19 protein-coding genes are annotated in these 16,903 nt (G+C 46.0%); 18 read left to right on the forward strand and 1 reads right to left on the reverse strand.

Annotation, left to right across the window (positions count from 1 at the left end; genetic code table 11):
* Nucleotides 1–91: 91 nt before the first annotated feature.
* The 5 genes from udk to CLOSA_RS09945 all read left to right on the forward strand — a co-directional run bounded on the left by udk (nt 92) and on the right by CLOSA_RS09945 (nt 3,072).
* The gene (gene udk / locus CLOSA_RS09925) at nt 92–730 is read left to right on the forward strand and encodes a uridine kinase (RefSeq protein ID WP_013272629.1); all 639 of its coding nucleotides are present in this window, start codon (nt 92–94) and stop codon (nt 728–730) included.
* A 163-nt stretch (nt 731–893) separates the two neighbouring features.
* A complete protein-coding gene (locus CLOSA_RS09930; RefSeq protein WP_013272630.1) occupies nt 894–1,097 on the forward strand; it encodes an alpha/beta-type small acid-soluble spore protein in 204 nt (67 codons plus the stop codon).
* Nucleotides 1,098–1,350: 253 nt separating this feature from the next.
* Entirely contained in the window at nt 1,351–1,902 is a 552-nt protein-coding gene (rsmD, locus tag CLOSA_RS09935) for a 16S rRNA (guanine(966)-N(2))-methyltransferase RsmD (RefSeq protein WP_013272631.1), read from the forward strand.
* Between the two features lie 79 nt (nt 1,903–1,981).
* Nucleotides 1,982–2,470 carry a pantetheine-phosphate adenylyltransferase gene (gene coaD, locus CLOSA_RS09940; protein ID WP_013272632.1) on the forward strand — a complete coding sequence of 163 codons (489 nt, stop codon included), beginning with the start codon at nt 1,982–1,984 and terminating at the stop codon, nt 2,468–2,470.
* 20 nt (nt 2,471–2,490) lie between these two features.
* Nucleotides 2,491–3,072: a hypothetical protein gene (locus CLOSA_RS09945; protein ID WP_013272633.1), complete on the forward strand. Its 582-nt coding sequence runs from the start codon at nt 2,491–2,493 to the stop codon at nt 3,070–3,072.
* Here CLOSA_RS09945 and CLOSA_RS09950 read toward each other — a convergent pair.
* The gene (locus CLOSA_RS09950; protein WP_013272634.1) at nt 3,038–3,955 is read right to left on the reverse strand and encodes a nucleoside recognition protein; all 918 of its coding nucleotides are present in this window, start codon (nt 3,953–3,955) and stop codon (nt 3,038–3,040) included. The genes CLOSA_RS09945 and CLOSA_RS09950 overlap by 35 nt on opposite strands.
* Before the next feature lie 51 nt (nt 3,956–4,006).
* On the opposite strand from CLOSA_RS09950, the gene CLOSA_RS09955 reads away from it, so the two are divergent.
* The 13 genes from CLOSA_RS09955 (at nt 4,007) to hisB (ending at nt 16,898) form a co-directional block, all read left to right on the forward strand.
* Complete coding sequence (locus CLOSA_RS09955) at nt 4,007–4,816, forward strand: M23 family metallopeptidase (protein WP_013272635.1); 810 nt, start codon at nt 4,007–4,009, stop codon at nt 4,814–4,816.
* A 132-nt stretch (nt 4,817–4,948) separates the two neighbouring features.
* Nucleotides 4,949–6,334, forward strand: a complete 1,386-nt coding sequence (locus CLOSA_RS09960) for an RsmB/NOP family class I SAM-dependent RNA methyltransferase (RefSeq protein WP_041708601.1) — start codon at nt 4,949–4,951, stop codon at nt 6,332–6,334.
* Nucleotides 6,334–7,059 carry a pseudouridine synthase gene (locus tag CLOSA_RS09965; protein ID WP_013272637.1) on the forward strand — a complete coding sequence of 242 codons (726 nt, stop codon included), beginning with the start codon at nt 6,334–6,336 and terminating at the stop codon, nt 7,057–7,059. Before CLOSA_RS09960 ends, CLOSA_RS09965 begins: the two co-directional genes overlap by 1 nt.
* Nucleotides 7,060–7,199: 140 nt before the next feature.
* Nucleotides 7,200–7,865, forward strand: a complete 666-nt coding sequence (locus tag CLOSA_RS09970; protein ID WP_013272638.1) for an HAD family hydrolase — start codon at nt 7,200–7,202, stop codon at nt 7,863–7,865.
* Nucleotides 7,862–9,802, forward strand: a complete 1,941-nt coding sequence (locus tag CLOSA_RS09975) for a YgiQ family radical SAM protein (RefSeq protein WP_013272639.1) — start codon at nt 7,862–7,864, stop codon at nt 9,800–9,802. The genes CLOSA_RS09970 and CLOSA_RS09975 overlap by 4 nt, the downstream gene beginning before the upstream one ends.
* 107 nt (nt 9,803–9,909) lie before the next feature.
* On the forward strand, nt 9,910–10,680 hold the full coding sequence (locus CLOSA_RS09980) for an SDR family NAD(P)-dependent oxidoreductase (RefSeq protein WP_013272640.1): 771 nt from the start codon (nt 9,910–9,912) through the stop codon (nt 10,678–10,680).
* A 29-nt stretch (nt 10,681–10,709) separates the two neighbouring features.
* A complete protein-coding gene (locus tag CLOSA_RS09985; protein WP_013272641.1) occupies nt 10,710–11,279 on the forward strand; it encodes a hypothetical protein in 570 nt (189 codons plus the stop codon).
* 99 nt (nt 11,280–11,378) lie between these two features.
* Nucleotides 11,379–12,341, forward strand: a complete 963-nt coding sequence (locus CLOSA_RS09990; RefSeq protein ID WP_013272642.1) for an RluA family pseudouridine synthase — start codon at nt 11,379–11,381, stop codon at nt 12,339–12,341.
* 9 nt (nt 12,342–12,350) lie between these two features.
* Nucleotides 12,351–12,884 carry a Holliday junction resolvase RecU gene (locus tag CLOSA_RS09995; protein WP_013272643.1) on the forward strand — a complete coding sequence of 178 codons (534 nt, stop codon included), beginning with the start codon at nt 12,351–12,353 and terminating at the stop codon, nt 12,882–12,884.
* Nucleotides 12,885–13,039: 155 nt separating this feature from the next.
* The gene (gene hisZ / locus CLOSA_RS10000) at nt 13,040–14,302 is read left to right on the forward strand and encodes an ATP phosphoribosyltransferase regulatory subunit (RefSeq protein WP_013272644.1); all 1,263 of its coding nucleotides are present in this window, start codon (nt 13,040–13,042) and stop codon (nt 14,300–14,302) included.
* Nucleotides 14,303–14,314: 12 nt separating this feature from the next.
* Nucleotides 14,315–14,965, forward strand: a complete 651-nt coding sequence (gene hisG, locus CLOSA_RS10005) for an ATP phosphoribosyltransferase (RefSeq protein WP_013272645.1) — start codon at nt 14,315–14,317, stop codon at nt 14,963–14,965.
* Nucleotides 14,962–16,260: a histidinol dehydrogenase gene (gene hisD, locus CLOSA_RS10010; RefSeq protein ID WP_013272646.1), complete on the forward strand. Its 1,299-nt coding sequence runs from the start codon at nt 14,962–14,964 to the stop codon at nt 16,258–16,260. The genes hisG and hisD overlap by 4 nt, the downstream gene beginning before the upstream one ends.
* 50 nt (nt 16,261–16,310) lie before the next feature.
* A complete protein-coding gene (gene hisB, locus CLOSA_RS10015) occupies nt 16,311–16,898 on the forward strand; it encodes an imidazoleglycerol-phosphate dehydratase HisB (protein ID WP_013272647.1) in 588 nt (195 codons plus the stop codon).
* Nucleotides 16,899–16,903 lie beyond the last annotated feature (5 nt).

A 16,903-nucleotide genomic window follows, 5' to 3' on the forward strand; every position in this document is an offset into this window, starting at 1 on the left:
GGGTCAAAGGGTTCAATTTTTAAGATTGAATCCTTGGATTGTCTACGAAGATTTCCTGTATATACCGTTAACAAATGGAGGAGCACGGAAGATGAAGTGTGTGATAATTGGAATTGCCGGGGGGACCGGATCAGGGAAGTCTACGTTTACCAACCGGTTAAAGGCTGCGTTTTGCGATGACATAGCAGTTATTTACCATGATAATTATTATAAAAAGCAGGATGAGCTTTCTTTTGAAGAACGTAAGAAGATGAATTACGATCATCCGGAAGCTTTTGAAACAGAGCTTTTGCTGAAGCAGCTTCAGATGCTGCGGAATGGAAAAGCGGTTGAATGCCCTGTTTATGATTATTCCATGCACAACCGTTCTCAAAAAGTAGTAAAGGTGGAGCCCAAAAAGGTGATTCTGGTGGAGGGCATCCTGGTTTTTGCAGATGAGCGCTTAAGACAAATGTTTGATATAAAAATTTTTGTTGAGGCTGATGCCGACGAAAGGATCCTTCGCCGTGTAATCCGCGATGTAAAGGAAAGAGGCCGGGACATTGAAGGGGTTGTGGAGCAGTATCTTACAACCGTAAAGCCTATGCACTATTTATATGTAGAGCCTACAAAACCTTTGGCTGATGTTATTATAAACAGCGGCATGAACGAGGTTGCGTTCCAGTTGGTGAAAACCAATATTGAAAAGATCCTGGAGACCGGAGAAGAGGACGGAAGCGCTTTCCCATAAGATTGCTTATGAAGTTAAATTTTTTTCCTGAAAATAACAGTTTACGAAAAACCTTCTAGTGTATTTCATTCTATTCTTGCCATAATAGGAGTGTAGCACAAAACACACCATGAATAATTTAAATTAAAAACATGGTGAATAGATGAAAAGGAGGCATATCATTATGTCAGGAAGATCTAATACTACAAATGTACCAGAAGCAAAAGAAGCAATGGATCGTTTTAAAATGGAAGTAGCCAACGAGATTGGTGTTCCTTTAACCAATGGTTACAACGGTAACTTAACTTCCGCTCAGAATGGTTCTGTAGGCGGTTATATGGTTAAGAAGATGATCGAAGCCCAGGAAAGACAGATGGCAGGTAAATAATCTGTAAAAAACAAAAAAACACCCTTCGGAAATCTCATAATATTCAGATCAGATGAACAATAGAAGGGAAACGGGGAGCTGCAGTTTTATAACTGATTATCAGTTATGGAGCTGCGGCTCCTGTCTTTTTATGAGGCAGGTTGGGACTTAAGCTGCCGTGGGGCATTGACTCCGCTTTTTGCGTAACTTTTGGTTGTATATCTTGTAAATTCATACTATAATGGTTTGGAAAAATAAAGTGAGGAATTATATCATGAGAGTGATTGCAGGAAAAGCCAGAAGGCTTGTTTTGAAGACGATAGAAGGACAGGAAACGCGGCCTACCACTGACAGGATTAAAGAAACACTTTTTAATATGATTCAGGGGGACTTGCCTGGCTGCTGTTTTTTGGATTTATTTTCCGGAAGCGGAGCCATCGGAATTGAGGCATTGAGCCGGGGTGCCGGACTGGCAGTTTTGGTGGAACAAAATCCAAAGGCAGCAGAATGCATCCGTGAAAATCTGAAGACTACTAAACTGGAAGATGACGCTATTGTCATGAACTGTGACGTTATGACCGGGCTTGGCAGGCTGGAAGGAAAGGGGCATGTGTTTGATTTGGTATTTATGGATCCTCCGTATCAGGAAGGCTGGGAAAAGAGGGTTTTGCAGTACCTGGCTGATTCACCGCTGATCCATGAGGATACCACCATCATCGTGGAGGCGGCCCTGGAAACCTCTTTTGACTATCTGGAGGAAATGGGGTACCGGATCAAAAGGATCAAGGATTATAAGACGAATAAACATGTATTTGTATCAAGGTAATAATTATAGGAAGAGATTCTTTTGAGCAAGTTATGATACTTAAAAAATACGGGCGATAAATGATAAAGGAAGAGATTGTATGAGAAAAGCAGTGTACCCGGGTAGTTTTGATCCGGTAACCTTTGGCCATCTGGATATTATTGAACGATCCGCCAGGATGTCAGATCATTTAATCATAGGAGTTTTAAATAATTATTCAAAAACTCCGTTGTTTTCTGTAGAAGAACGTGTTAATATGTTAAAGAGCCTTACCAAAGACCTTCCCAATGTGGAGGTAATCGCGTTTGGCGGGCTTTTGGTTGATTTTGTACGAGCCAATCAGGCGGATGCGGTCATTCGCGGGCTACGGGCGGTAACGGATTTTGAATATGAATTGCAGATCGCACAGACAAACCGGGTTATGGCTCCGGAGATTGATACTGTGTTTTTGACGACGAATTTAAAATATTCTTACTTGAGTTCCAGCATTGTGAAGGAGATTGCCTCCTATGGCGGAGAGATAAACACGTTTGTGCCTCCATGTGTTGCTGAGCGTGTGATGAAAAAGATGGAAGATAGAATGAAATAAGAGTAAGGAGTGTTCTTATTATGATGAGCAGAATTGAACAGTTAATTGGTGAAATTGAAGAATATATTGACAGCTGCAAGTACCAGCCTCTATCCAACAGCAAGATCGTGGTCAACAGGGATGAGCTGGAAGAGCTTCTGGTGGAGCTCCGTTTGAGAATTCCTGATGAAATCAAGCAGTACCAGAAGATCATCAGCAACCGGGATGCAATTATGAATGAGGCCCGTCAGCAGGCGGATTCTATTCTGGCCCAGGCCAATGCTCAGACCAATGAGCTGGTCAATGAACATGAGATCATGCAGAAAGCATATGCCCAGGCCAATGATATTATAGAACAGGCCAATCAGCAGGCCCAGCAGATTGTGGAACAGGCGGTTGCCGATGCCAACGGCATCAGACAAAGCTCTGTTCAGTATACGGATGATATGTTAAAGAGCCTTCAGACCATTATCAGTCATTCCATGGAAGGGGCACAGGGCCGTTTTGACGCCTTTATGACCTCCATGCAGTCAAGCTATGACATCGTCTCTTCCAACCGCCAGGAGCTGACAGGAGCCGTCATGCCCGTTACAGGAACAGAGGAAATCGGGACAACAGAATAAATAGTATGATGGTAAGGATGCTGTGAAGCACTTTCCAGGTTACATAGTGCCGGATGGATAATCCGGCATTTTTTATAACACTCTTTGTCTGAAAGATGCCTGATAAACCTCCGAATGCTGTCACCACACCGATCCATAAGCCGCCTGACATTCCTGAAAAGGCCTGGGAGACGGCCTTGATCCCGGTAGTGATTTCCACAAATCCAAGGATGACTGCCTTATATTGGGGAACATTTATTGGAATCGTAGTTATGTAAAGAGCCAGGATGGAAAAGAGCATGATATATCCCCCTATTTTAACCATGACCTCACAGGAATCCATCAGGCTTTCGTCAAAGGATTTGCAGGATTCCCTGGCAATGGGCAGAGATTTAGCCGGCCCGTGAATGCCATAATAGATCCGGGCCGCAAAGGAAAGAGGAATGATAGGCAGGTAGACACAGGCAAGGATCAGCCAGACCGGCACAGATGGAGAAAGGTTTGCGGCGGTATAGCCTAACAGGAACATGGGGCTTGGGTGGTTGCAGATGGCTAAAAGGTATTTTCCCTCTTTTTCTGAGATGAGGTTATTGTCCATAAAATCACTGCAGGTTCTGGCTCCCATAGGGTAGCCGCACAAAAGTCCGGAAACCAGGGTGTAGCTGCCTGCATCTGAGAGGCAAAAGAATCGATGTAAAATTCCCCTGACGGGAAAAATAAGGATGCGGATTGCATTTAAGGCCACGATGACATTGGAACAGATCATAAACGGCAGAAGAGTGGGTACGACTACAGAGCCCCATAATACCAGTCCGTTTCTTGCCCCTTCAAAGGCTGTGGAGGGAAAACGGAGCAGCAGGACCAAAGCCGCCACGGAAAGCAGACGGAAAAAGGATTTTTTCATGTACACCTGAATAGATTGTTTTATATAATTATATGAAATGGCATGACTGATATGATGGTGATTCTTCTTTTCATCCTCATCCTCTCCGTTTTTCAGGTGACCATGATTGATTACCTGTACAATAATCCTACGTTCTATCAGCTTGATGCTTATACATGGGAAAGTGATGATTTCAGAAGCTTGCAGCTTGGAAAAATGGTGGCGGAATGGGACTCTCTTGATTATGATACCTTAACCTCCTTAATGGTGGAGCACCAGTATGATTTAACCGGAGTCAAAGACCCGGATACTCATACGGACAGACTTTTAAAGGTAAAGCCTGCGGAATACCGGAAGCTTCGTCAGGCATATGAAACCCTGTTAAGTGATTTGAAGTTTTTCCCGGTTCCCTTAACTACTTTGCCCGGTTCCCCTGATATAAGCTACCAGAACGGCTGGATGGATACCAGGACTTATGGAGGGGAACGGGGACATGAAGGATGCGACATCATGGGAACAGAACGGCCCAGAGGTTATTATCCGGTGGTCAGCATGAGCGACGGAGCAGTGGAAAAGGTGGGCTGGCTGGAAAAGGGCGGCTGGCGGATCGGAATCCGGACTCCGAAAGGGGCATATCTGTACTATGCCCATCTATACGGTTACAGCAGGCAGTGGAAGGAAGGAGACGCGGTAAAGGCAGGAGAGCTGCTGGGGTTTATGGGGGATACCGGCTACAGCCAGGTTGAGGGGACTACTGGTAATTTCCCGGTCCATTTGCATGTGGGGATTTATCTGCAGACCGACCATCATGAGGAGATGAGTGTGAATCCTTACTGGGTTTTAAAATATCTGGAGAAATACCGTTTGAAATATTCGTATTAGTAATATTATATAAACTTAAAGATGTTTTCATTTGGCCGATCAAGCCAATCTTTTATCGAAACTTACCTTGCAAATTTTGATAAGCTATATTAAGATTGCTTACATAGGAATAATTTACTTTAAACTTCCTTGATGCAAGATGGGAGCGACAACGTGAAAGAACGAATGATTTCGGAAGAATTTTTAAATAAGATGAACGATTTATTAGGGCAGGAGGAGTATGAGGCATACTTAAAAACCTTTGAAGAAGAACGGCTGTATGGACTTCGTGTCAATACCCTCAAAATAACCCCGGAAAAATTTACAGAAATGACTGCCCTTAAGCTGAAGCCGGTACCCTGGATCCCAAACGGCTTTTACTATGAGGGAGACGAACGTCCGGCCAAAGATCCATATTATTACGCCGGACTTTATTATCTCCAGGAACCCAGTGCCATGACGCCGGCAAGCCTGCTGAACATAGTACCGGGGGATAAGGTCCTAGACCTATGTGCAGCGCCCGGAGGGAAAAGCACGGAACTGGGGGCAAAGCTGAAAGGAAAAGGACTTTTGGTGTCCAATGACATCAGCAGCTCCAGGGCAAAGGCATTGCTTAAGAACCTGGAATTGTGGGGAATCGGAAATATTTGTGTCACCAGTGAGGAACCAAAGAAATTAAAGGAAGCCTTCGGTGAATTTTTTGATAAGATACTGGTTGATGCTCCTTGCTCGGGAGAAGGGATGTTCCGCAAGGATGGGGATATGGTGAAAAGCTATGAAGAACACGGGCCGGAATATTATGCCGGGATCCAACGGGAGATTATGGATCAGGCGGTGGATATGCTGGTGGCCGGCGGATTTCTTTTATATTCCACCTGTACATTTTCCCTATGTGAAAATGAGGATATTATCAGAAGGACTCTGGAACTTCATAAGGATATGGAGCTGATCAGCCTTCCCCTTTTTGAAGGGGCCAGCGGCGGGATCAGCCTTTCCGGATGTCTTCGCCTCTTTCCTCATAAGATCAGGGGAGAAGGCCATTTTATGGCATTGCTGAAAAAGAAGGGATCACCGGCAGACCATAAAGCCTGGGAGCAAGAAACCAGGAAACAGCCTCCTCTTCCTGAGGAACTTTCGGATTTCCTGTCCATGGTTTCAATGCCTATGGAGCAATCCCGCATCCGGATCAAGAAGGATATGGTTTACTACTTACCGGAATATTTTCCGGAATATGCAGGCGGCCTGCGCTATCTAAGGACCGGTCTTTTGCTGGGAGAAATGAAAAAGGGACGTTTTGAACCGGGACAGGCCTTTGCCATGGCCTTAAGGCCGGAAGAGTTCAAACAGACCATTTCCTGGGAAAAGCAGGATGAAAGGGTGATCCGTTATTTAAAAGGAGAAACCATTTCCTTAAAAGGGGAGGAGGGACCTTTAAAAGGCTGGTGTCTTGTGTGTGTGGAAGGCTTTCCTCTTGGTTTTGCCAAGGGGAGCGGGGCTGCATTGAAAAATAAATACTATCCGGGATGGCGGTGGCAATAATGAAGGAGCTAAGACTTGATAAATATTTAACAGAAATGGGAGAAGGTACCCGCAGCCAGATCAAGGAAATGGCCAGAAAAGGCAGGATTTTCGTAGACGGACAACCGGAGAAAAAGACGGAGCGAAAGATCCATCCGGAACAAAATCAGGTTTCTGTGGATGGGCGTCCGGTGTCCTATGTACGGTATGAATATTATATGCTGAACAAGCCTCAGGGGGTGGTATCCGCCACTGAGGATTCCCGCTATGATACGGTGATCAGCCTTATTAAGTCGCGGAAGAGGGATGATCTTTTCCCGGTAGGCCGGCTGGACATTGACACAGAAGGGCTTCTTCTTATAACCAATGACGGAGATCTGGCCCATCAGCTTTTGTCTCCTAAAAAGCATGTAGATAAGGTTTATTTTGCCCGGATTCAGGGTGAGCTTCCCCCTGATGCAAAAGAGCAGATGGAGGAAGGGCTTGTGCTATCCGACGGAACGCCTACCATGCCTGCTCACCTGGAGGTGCTGAAGCAGGGAAGGGAGGAATCGTCTTTAGAAATCCTCCTGACCATACGGGAAGGAAAATTCCATCAGGTAAAACGGATGTTTGAAACTCTGGGCTGCCGTGTGATATACTTAAAAAGAATGACAATGGGAAGCCTTACTCTTGATGAAGCCTTGGCGCCGGGTGAATACCGCCCGCTTTCAGAAGAAGAGATCCTGAATTTAAAAAGTCATTGAGACTCTTTGGTATCCCTTTACACCCGGTAAAGAGGGGAGGCCCCGGTATGCATGGGCAATCATAAGGAAACACCCTCCGGGTATCCCTTTATACCAAGAATGCATGGGTAATCATTAGGAAAGGAAGACAAAAGCAGAAGATGTTAGAGGAAAAGAAAGCAGTGATTTTTGATCTGGATGGGACCCTGGTTGATTCCATGTGGATGTGGAAATCCATTGATATAGAATTTCTTGGCAGCAGAGGGCTTGCATGTCCGGATGATCTGCAAAAAGAAATCGAAGGAATGAGCTTTACGGAAACAGCCTTTTATTTTAAAGAGCGTTTCAGGCTGAAGGAATCCATGGAGGAGATCAAGGCTGTGTGGACAGAAATGTCCATTGAAAAGTACCGGAATGAGGTCTGGCTAAAGCCGGGAGCCGGTGAATTTCTCCAGTTTATTGCCCAAAAGGGATTAAAGGCTGGAATTGCCACCAGTAACGGCAGACAGATGGTGGATGCCGTGATTGATTCCTTAAATATCGGTCACTATTTTCAGGTAGTGGCTACTTCCTGTGAGGTGACGGCAGGAAAGCCTGCGCCTGATATTTATTTAAAGGTGGCCGGGGATCTTTCCGTGGCACCTGCTCATTGCTTGGTTTTTGAGGATGTGCCAGCCGGAATCATGGCCGGAAAGAGAGCTGGAATGACAGTTTGTGCCATTGATGATGAATTTTCCAGGGAAATGGAAGAGGAAAAACGGCAGCTGGCCGATTACTTTATCTACGACTATCACCAGATATTAAAAAGAAAGGTCGAAAAATCATGATGCACGATTATCTTCCCATGAGCCGGGCTGATATGAAGATCCGGGGATGGAAGCAATGTGACTTTATTTATGTCACCGGCGATGCCTACGTGGACCATCCATCCTTTGGCCATGCCATCATCAGCCGCCTTTTGGAGGCCCATGGTTATAAGGTGGGTATGATATCCCAGCCGGACTGGAAAGACCGGTCCAGTATTCAGGTTTTAGGGGAGCCCCGCCTTGGATTCCTGGTTTCCGGCGGTAATATGGATTCCATGGTAAATCATTACTCTGTATCGAAAAAACGCAGGCAGCAGGACGCCTATACGCCGGGTGGAGTAATGGGAAAGCGGCCTGATTATGCGGTTACGGTTTACTGCAATCTGATCCGGTCAATATATAAAAAGTCACCGGTCATCATCGGCGGCATTGAAGCCAGCTTAAGGCGTCTGGCCCATTACGATTACTGGTCGGACCGGCTGAAGCATTCCATTCTCATTGATTCCCAGGCGGATCTGATCTCTTATGGGATGGGGGAAAGATCCATTGTGGAAATCGCAGATGCCTTAAACAGCGGGATTGATATTAAGGATATCACCTTTATAGACGGTACGGTTTATAAGACGGACAGTCTGGATTCCGTATACGATGCCCTGATCCTCCCTTCCTTTGACAAGATGAAGGCAGATAAGCTGGAATATGCTAAAAGTTATTTTGTTCAGTATAATAATACGGATCCGTTTACAGGAAAGCGCCTTGCCGAACCATATAAGGACAACCTGTTTGTGGTCCAGAATCCCCCTGCCAAGCCTCTTTCCATGGAGGAGATGGATGAGGTATATGCCCTTCCGTATATGAGAAATTACCATCCCTCCTATGAGGAGCTTGGAGGGGTTCCTGCCATACGGGAGATAAAATTCAGCCTGATCAGCAACCGGGGCTGCTTTGGTGCCTGCAGTTTCTGCGCCCTTACTTTTCATCAAGGCAGGATCATACAGGCCAGAAGTCATGATTCCCTTGTAGAAGAGGCCAGACTTTTGACAGAGGAGCCGGACTTTAAGGGATACATTCATGACGTAGGAGGGCCTACAGCTGATTTCAGATCGCCGGCCTGTGAAAAACAGCTGACGAAAGGAGCCTGCCCCAACCGGCAGTGCTTATTCCCGGAGCCTTGCAGGAATTTAAAAGCAGATCATACGGATTATATTGAGCTTTTAAGAAAGTTAAGAAACTTACCCAAGGTAAAAAAGGTTTTCATCCGCTCCGGGATACGGTTTGACTATGTGCTGGCGGAGCCTGGTAAAAAGTTTTTAAAGGAGCTTTGCCAATACCATGTCAGCGGGCAGCTGAAGGTTGCCCCGGAGCATGTGGCAGATAAGGTGCTTTCAAAGATGGGCAAACCCCGGAATCAGGTGTACCGACAGTTTGTAAAGGAATACAACGATATGAACGGACGCCTTGGCATGAAGCAGTATCTTGTCCCCTATTTAATGTCCTCTCATCCAGGCTCCGGGCTTTCAGAGGCAGTAGAACTGGCGGAATATTTACGGGATCTGGGATATATGCCGGAGCAGGTCCAGGATTTTTACCCGACCCCTTCCACCATATCTACCTGCATGTATTATACCGGATATGATCCGCGAACCATGGAAAAGGTGTATGTGCCGGTCAATCCTCATGAAAAGGCCATGCAAAGGGCTCTGATCCAGTACAGGAATCCGAAAAACCATGAACTGGTTTCCGAGGCGCTAAGGCTTGCCGGCCGGACCGACTTGATCGGATATGATAAGAAATGTCTGATCCGTCCGAAAACAGGCGCTTCAGGAGATTTTTCAGACAGCAAAGCAGGGAAAAATTACGGCAGCGGGAAGAAAACAGGGATCAGGGGGGCAGAAGGCAGACGGGAACCCAAGAAAAAGACCATAAGGAACGTCCATAAAAAAGCAGGAAAAAAATAAGATCAAGATTTAAGAAATATCCTTTGGGTATACTATTATTCCCGGTATAGCTGGGGATTCTGCCACAAATAGGTAGGTTTATAAAAAAAGAAAAGAAGGTATCAAATATGAAGATTGCCATTGTTACTGGTGCGTCTTCCGGCATGGGAAGAGAATTTATTATGCAGATTGCCGACCGTTTTAATGGGATTGGAGAAATATGGGCCATTGCCAGGAGAAAGGAACGGCTGGAGGAATTATCCCCTCTTGTTCCGGTAAAGGTCCGGACTTTTGCCATTGATCTGACGGATAAAAGTCAGCTGGCGGACTTAGAAGAACTCCTGATGAAAGAAAAGCCGGAGGTAAAGTGGCTGATCAATTCGGCAGGCTATGGAAAGATCGGCGGTGTGGGAACGGTAAACTTAGGGGATGAGATGGGCATGGTGGATTTAAATTGCAGGGCTCTTTGTGCTGTGACCCATATGGTTCTTCCTTATATGTCTGAAAACAGCCGGATCATACAGTTTTCTTCTGCCGCATCCTTTCTGCCTCAGCCTGGTTTTGCAATTTATTCGGCCACAAAATCTTTTGTGTTAAGCTACAGCAGAGCACTGAATGAAGAACTGAAAAAGAAGGAAATATATGTGACAGCCGTTTGTCCGGGGCCTGTAAAGACCGAATTTTTCGATATTGCAGAGACAACGGGACAGATTCCTCTTTATAAAAGGATCGTTATGGCCAATCCCAAAAAGGTGGTGCACCTTGCCTTACGTGACAGCATGATGGGCCGCCCGGTTTCCGTCTATGGAACTACCATGAAAACTTTCCGGCTTTTATGTAAAACAGTTCCTCATACCCTCATCTTCCGTCTTATGAAGGGGCTTATGAAGACTGATTAAAAAGAAGGCAAAGGGAGAAGGATACGAAAGTGAAACGATACAGGAAGGGACAATACGGCTACCGTAACTATCATAGAAAAACAGAACTGGGAAAGGTTCTTGCTGGGGTGGCTCTGATCCTGGTGCAGCTTTTGCTGCGGGGAATAGGAGACAGCTCCTCATGGAAGAATCTTCTGACAATCACGGCGATTCTTTCCGTGCTTCCGGTGGCTAATTGGGCTTCGCCTCTTCTGGTAGCCTGGAGATTTAAAACCATGTCAGAGGAACTATATCATAAAGCTGCTTCTTATGAAGGAACATGCAGAATGCTCTATGATCTGATCATCACCTCCAGGGAGAGCCTTATGCCGGTGGATGTGGCTGCGGTCCACCCTACAGGTGTCTATATTTACTGCACTGACAAAAGGGTGGAGCGTGAAAAGGCAGAATGCTTTTTAAAGGACATGTTTCTCAGCCGACAGCTTAAGCTGGAAGTGAGGTTTCTATTGGATGAAAAAGAGTTTTTAAACTGCCTTTTTGGATTGAAACCGGAAACAGAGCATAAGGATGAAGGCTGTATCGAGCAGGGGGCCTCGCTGTTAAAAAGCCTGTCCATGTAAACAACAGGAAAGATATGCATTTGAGGGGGCCCTATACACCCGATCCAGCGGGGTGGGTCCTGCCAAAATACATGGAAATAGTCATAGAAAGGACAGATCATGCAGTCTTTGATCGTATCGCAAAATGAAGCAGGACAGCGTTTGGATAAACTGCTTTCCAAATATTTGAATCTTGCAGAAAAAAGTTTTCTCTACAAGATGATGAGAAAGAAAAATATCACCTTAAACGGAAAAAAGTGTGACGGTTCGGAAAAGCTTGTACAGGGAGATGAGGTCAAGCTTTTTCTTTCCGATGAAACCATTGGAAAGTTTTCCCAGATTAAGCTTCCTGAAGTTCGGAAAGTATCTTTAAACATTCTATATGAGGATGAACACATACTTTTGATAAACAAGCCGGCCGGCATGCTTTCCCAGAAAGCCAGGGAATCCGATGAATCCCTGGTGGAATACATGATCAATTACCTGGTTTCAAACGGCCGGTTATCCACCGAGCAGCTAAGGAGCTTCCGGCCCTCCGTTTGCAACCGTCTGGACAGGAACACCAGCGGTCTGGTGGTGGGAGGAAAGTCCTTAGCTGGTCTTCAGCTTATGTCTGCCGCCTTTAAAGACCGGAGCATCCACAAGTATTACCAGTGTGTGGTAAAGGGGCATATTTCAGACCGGCAGGTGATCACAGGCTATTTGACAAAATCAGAAGCCTCCAATCAGGTAACGGTTCATAAGCAGCCGGTAACCGGCAGCGTTCCCATTGTGACAGAATATGAGCCGGTTCAGTATCATGGAGAATATACCCTTTTAAGAATCACCCTGATCACTGGGCGCACCCATCAGATCCGCGCCCATTTATCCTCCATCGGATACCCAATCGTTGGAGATTATAAGTATGGGAACAGCAGGGTCAATGAAGAAGCCAAAAAGCTTTACCACATTCATTCCCAGCTTCTCCACTCCTATCAGGTGATTTTTCCTGAGCTGCCGGAGCCACTGGCTTATTTGTCAGGGCGCACCTTTATTGCGCCTCTGCCAAAGACCTTTTCAAAGATATGTAAGGACTGGAGGTAGGAGGGGAAGATGGGAACCTGGAATACAAGAGGGTTAAGAGGCTCCGCTCTTGAAGAGCTGATCAACCGCAGCAATGAAAGCTACCGGGAAAAGGGGCTGGCTTTGATTCAGAAGATCCCCACGCCGATCACGCCTATTTCCATTGATAAGGAAAGCCGTCATATTACTTTGGCTTATTTTGACCAGAAGAGTACGGTGGACTATATTGGGGCTGTACAGGGAATTCCGATATGCTTTGACGCAAAGGAATGCTCAGCCTGCACCTTTCCCCTTCAGAACATCCATCCTCATCAGGTTGCCTTTATGGAAGAATTTGAAAGCCAGGGAGGCATTGCCTTTATTATTTTATCATATACCCAGAAGAATGAAATTTATTATCTTCCATTGGATCACCTGAAAGGTTTCTGGAAACGGATGGAGGATGGCGGACGGAAGAGCTTCACCTACGAAGAGGTAGATAAAACCTGGCGGATCCGGAGCTTTCGGGATATTTTTGTTCACTATCTGGAAATGATCCAGAAAGATTTGAACAGAAGAGATTGACAAGGAACACTTTTTCGCCTATAATTGACTACACGTTATCGAATTATCACTTTACTACAAGAAAGCGAAATAAATTGACAAGTTGTGAAAATAATTTTCTCCACTGGTTTTATGACGCTTGTCATGAAGATGTGAAGCAGAAGACGGAGGTTGTTATGGCAAATAAACTGTTACATACACCGGACGGAGTCCGGGATATCTATGGAGTGGAGTGTACGAAAAAGGCTGCCTTACAGGAGAAGATGCTAAAGGTCTTCCATTTGTGCGGGTATCAGGACATTGAAACCCCAACCTTTGAATTTTTTGACATTTTCAACGAATCCCGGGGAAGTGTTAAGGCAAAGGAGATGTTTAAGTTTTTTGACAGGGATAACCATACTTTGGTGCTGCGCCCGGATGAGACACCTGCCATAGCCAGATGCGCAGCCAAGTATTTTCTGGACGAGGATATGCCCATCCGTCTTTGCTATATTGAGAGGACCTTTATAAATAACTCCAGCTATCAGGGCAGGCTGAAGGAATCCAGCCAGACCGGAGTGGAGTTTATCGGTGATGATTCTGCGGATGCAGATGCAGAGATCCTGGCAATGGTGATCAAAGCGTTAAAGGCGGCAGGGCTGACGGAATTTCAGGTGGAATTAGGTGAGGTGGACTTTTTCAAAGGGCTTATGGAAGAGGCCGGGATGGATGAGGAAACGGAGGAAGCCTTAAGGGCTCTTATAGAAAATAAAAATTACTTTGGTGTAGAAGAACTGGTCATGGCCCAGCCCATATCCAAAGAATTAAAACAGGTGTTTTTAAAGCTACCGGAGCTGTTTGGCTCTCTGGAGCAGATCCAGGCGGCCAAAGAACTGACCTCCAACCCAAGAGCCTTAAGGGCCATTGAGCGTCTGGAGGAAGTAAACCGGATTCTTGAGCATTACGGACTTTCTGACTACGTTTCCTATGATCTTGGCATGTTGAGCCAATACCTGTATTATACCGGTATTATTTTTAAGGCCTATACTTATGGGACCGGGGACTATGTGGTCAATGGGGGCAGGTATGACAAGCTTCTGGAGCAGTTTGGGAAGGATTCTCCTGCCGTGGGCTTCGGAATATCGGTGGATGAACTTTTGCTGGCTCTATCCAGACAAAAAATAGAGATAGAGGTCTCTGTAGTGAATACTATGATCCTTTATGAGAAAGAAGCCAGGGAAAATGCCATCCGTCTTTCCGGCCATTTCCGAGGTGCCGGTATGGCAGTCCAGCTTCAGTTAAAAGATCCGGCCCGTACGTTGGAGGAGTATCAGGCTTACGCAAGGCGCAGGAATTTTAACAATCTGCTGTTTCTGGACCGCAGCGGCTTTACCGTACGGGTCATGAACCTGGTACTGGACCGGACAGAAGAGATACCGTTGTCGGAATATTTAAAATAATCGGGGGAACGTATGAGATATCTGACTTTTGCCCTGGCAAAGGGGCGGCTGGCGAAACAGTCGATGGAAATGTTTGAAAAAATCGGGATCACCTGTGAAGAGATGAGGGATAAGGATTCCCGGAAACTGATCTTTACCAACGAGGAGCTGGGTGTACGGTTCTTCCTTGCAAAGGCCAGTGATGTGCCTACCTATGTGGAGTATGGGGCTGCTGACCTTGGGGTGGTTGGAAAGGATACTATTCTGGAAGAAGGAAGAAAACTTTATGAGGTCATGGACCTGGGGATAGGGAACTGTGCCATGTGTGTCTGCGGCCCTCCGTCAGCAGGAGAGCTTTTAATGCATCATGAAAGAATCCGCGTAGCCACAAAATATCCGGCCATAGCCAAAGATTATTTTTATAATAAAAAGCATCAGACGGTTGAGATCATAAAACTTAACGGTTCCATTGAACTGGCGCCCATTGTAGGGCTGTCTGAAGTCATTGTGGACATCGTGGAGACAGGAACCACCCTTAGGGAAAACGGGCTTACGGTATTGGAGGAGATTTGTCCTTTATCCGCCCGCATGGTGGTGAACCAGGTAAGTATGAAACGGGAGAACGACAGGATCACAAAGCTGATCCATGATCTGCGTACCCTGCTGCAGGAGGAAAACCGATGAGAATAGTTCGACTGGATGAAGCTTCCAAACAGAATATTTTAGCTGATCTCTTAAAAAGAGATCCCAATAATTATGATGCCTATGCCGACACCGTGCAGGAAATAGTGAATTCGGTAAAACGGGATGGGGACAAAGCGGTATTTGCCTATACAAAGGAATTTGATAAAGCGGATATAAACCCCGAAAATCTAAAGGTGACGGAAAAAGAAATTGAGGAAGCCATGAAGGAAGTGGATCCGAAGCTCATGGAAATCCTTCGCAAATCCATGAAAAACATCCGTCAGTATCACGAAAAGCAGAGGCAGTACAGCTGGTTTGACAGTAAGCCCGACGGAACAATCCTGGGGCAGAAGATAACCCCTTTAGAAAGTGTGGGGGTTTATGTTCCGGGAGGAAAGGCAGCTTATCCTTCTTCGGTCCTTATGAACATCATTCCTGCAGAGGTGGCAGGGGTGAGCCGCATTGCCATGGTGACTCCTCCCGGGAAGGATGGAACGGTGGATCCGGTCACCTTAACAGCAGCCCGTCTGGCAGGCGTTACAGAGGTATATAAGGTAGGAGGAGCACAGGCAGTGGCTGCCCTTGCCTTTGGTACAGAATCCATCCCAAAGGTCAATAAGATCGTAGGGCCTGGGAATATTTTTGTGGCTCTGGCAAAAAAGGCGGTTTACGGACATGTGAGCATTGACAGCATTGCCGGTCCAAGTGAGATCCTGGTTCTAGCAGATGAAAGTGCCAATCCCCGTTTTGTGGCGGCGGATTTATTGTCCCAGGCAGAGCATGATGAACTGGCTTCTGCCATTTTAGTGACCACCAGCATGGAGCTGGCCAAGCAGGTATCAGAGGAAATAAAAACGTTAACGGAAAAACTGTCACGGAAGCCGATCATAGAAAAATCTTTAGATAATTATGGTTATATTCTGGTAGCGGATACCATGAGGGATGCCATCGCAGCAGTTAATGAGATCGCTCCCGAGCATTTGGAGATTATCACCAGAAATCCCTTTGAGGATATGACCAGGATCCATAATGCAGGCGCCATATTTATCGGAGAATACAGCTCAGAGCCTTTGGGAGACTATTTTGCAGGACCAAACCACGTGCTTCCCACCAATGGCACTGCTAAATTTTTCTCAGCCCTCAGTACGGATGATTTTATAAAAAAATCCAGTATTATTTATTACTCCAGGGAAGCCCTGGAAGCGATTCATGAAGACATTGAAGCGTTTGCCGAGGCAGAGCATCTGACCGCCCATGCCAATTCCGTGAGAGTACGCTTTCCGCAAAAGCAATGAGCAATGCAGAATGATCCAACAACCTAGCAATGAAAAAGGAAGGAAGAAAGATGGGACGAAGTGCAGACATTTCCCGTGAGACCCGTGAGACGGATATCCGGCTGAAGCTGGACTTAGACGGCAGCGGAAGAGCGGAAATCCAAACGGGAATCGGTTTTTTTGATCATATGTTAAACAGCTTTGCCCGCCATGGCTTTTTTGACTTAAGCCTGTCGGTAAAGGGGGATCTTCATGTGGATACCCACCATACTGTTGAAGATACAGGCATTGTGCTGGGTACCGCCATCAAGCAGGCCCTTGGCAGCAAAGCCTCCATAAAGCGCTATGGAAGCATGATCCTTCCCATGGATGAGACCTTGATCCTCTGTGCCGTGGATTTATCCGGCAGGCCGTATCTTGGTTATGATGTTTTGCTTACCACGGAACGGGTAGGGGATTTTGAGACAGAAATGCTGAGGGAATTTTTCTATGCTGTTTCCTATGCTTCGGAAATGAACCTGCATATCAGAAAACTGGCGGGAGAGAACAACCACCATGTGATTGAGGGGACTTTTAAAGCTTTTGCAAAAGCCCTTGATGAGGCAACGTCACCTGACCACAGGATCACAGGAGTGCTGTCAACAAAGGGAACATTATAAAAGGA

This window comes from [Clostridium] saccharolyticum WM1, assembly GCF_000144625.1.
Lineage (GTDB): Bacteria > Bacillota > Clostridia > Lachnospirales > Lachnospiraceae > Lacrimispora > Lacrimispora saccharolytica.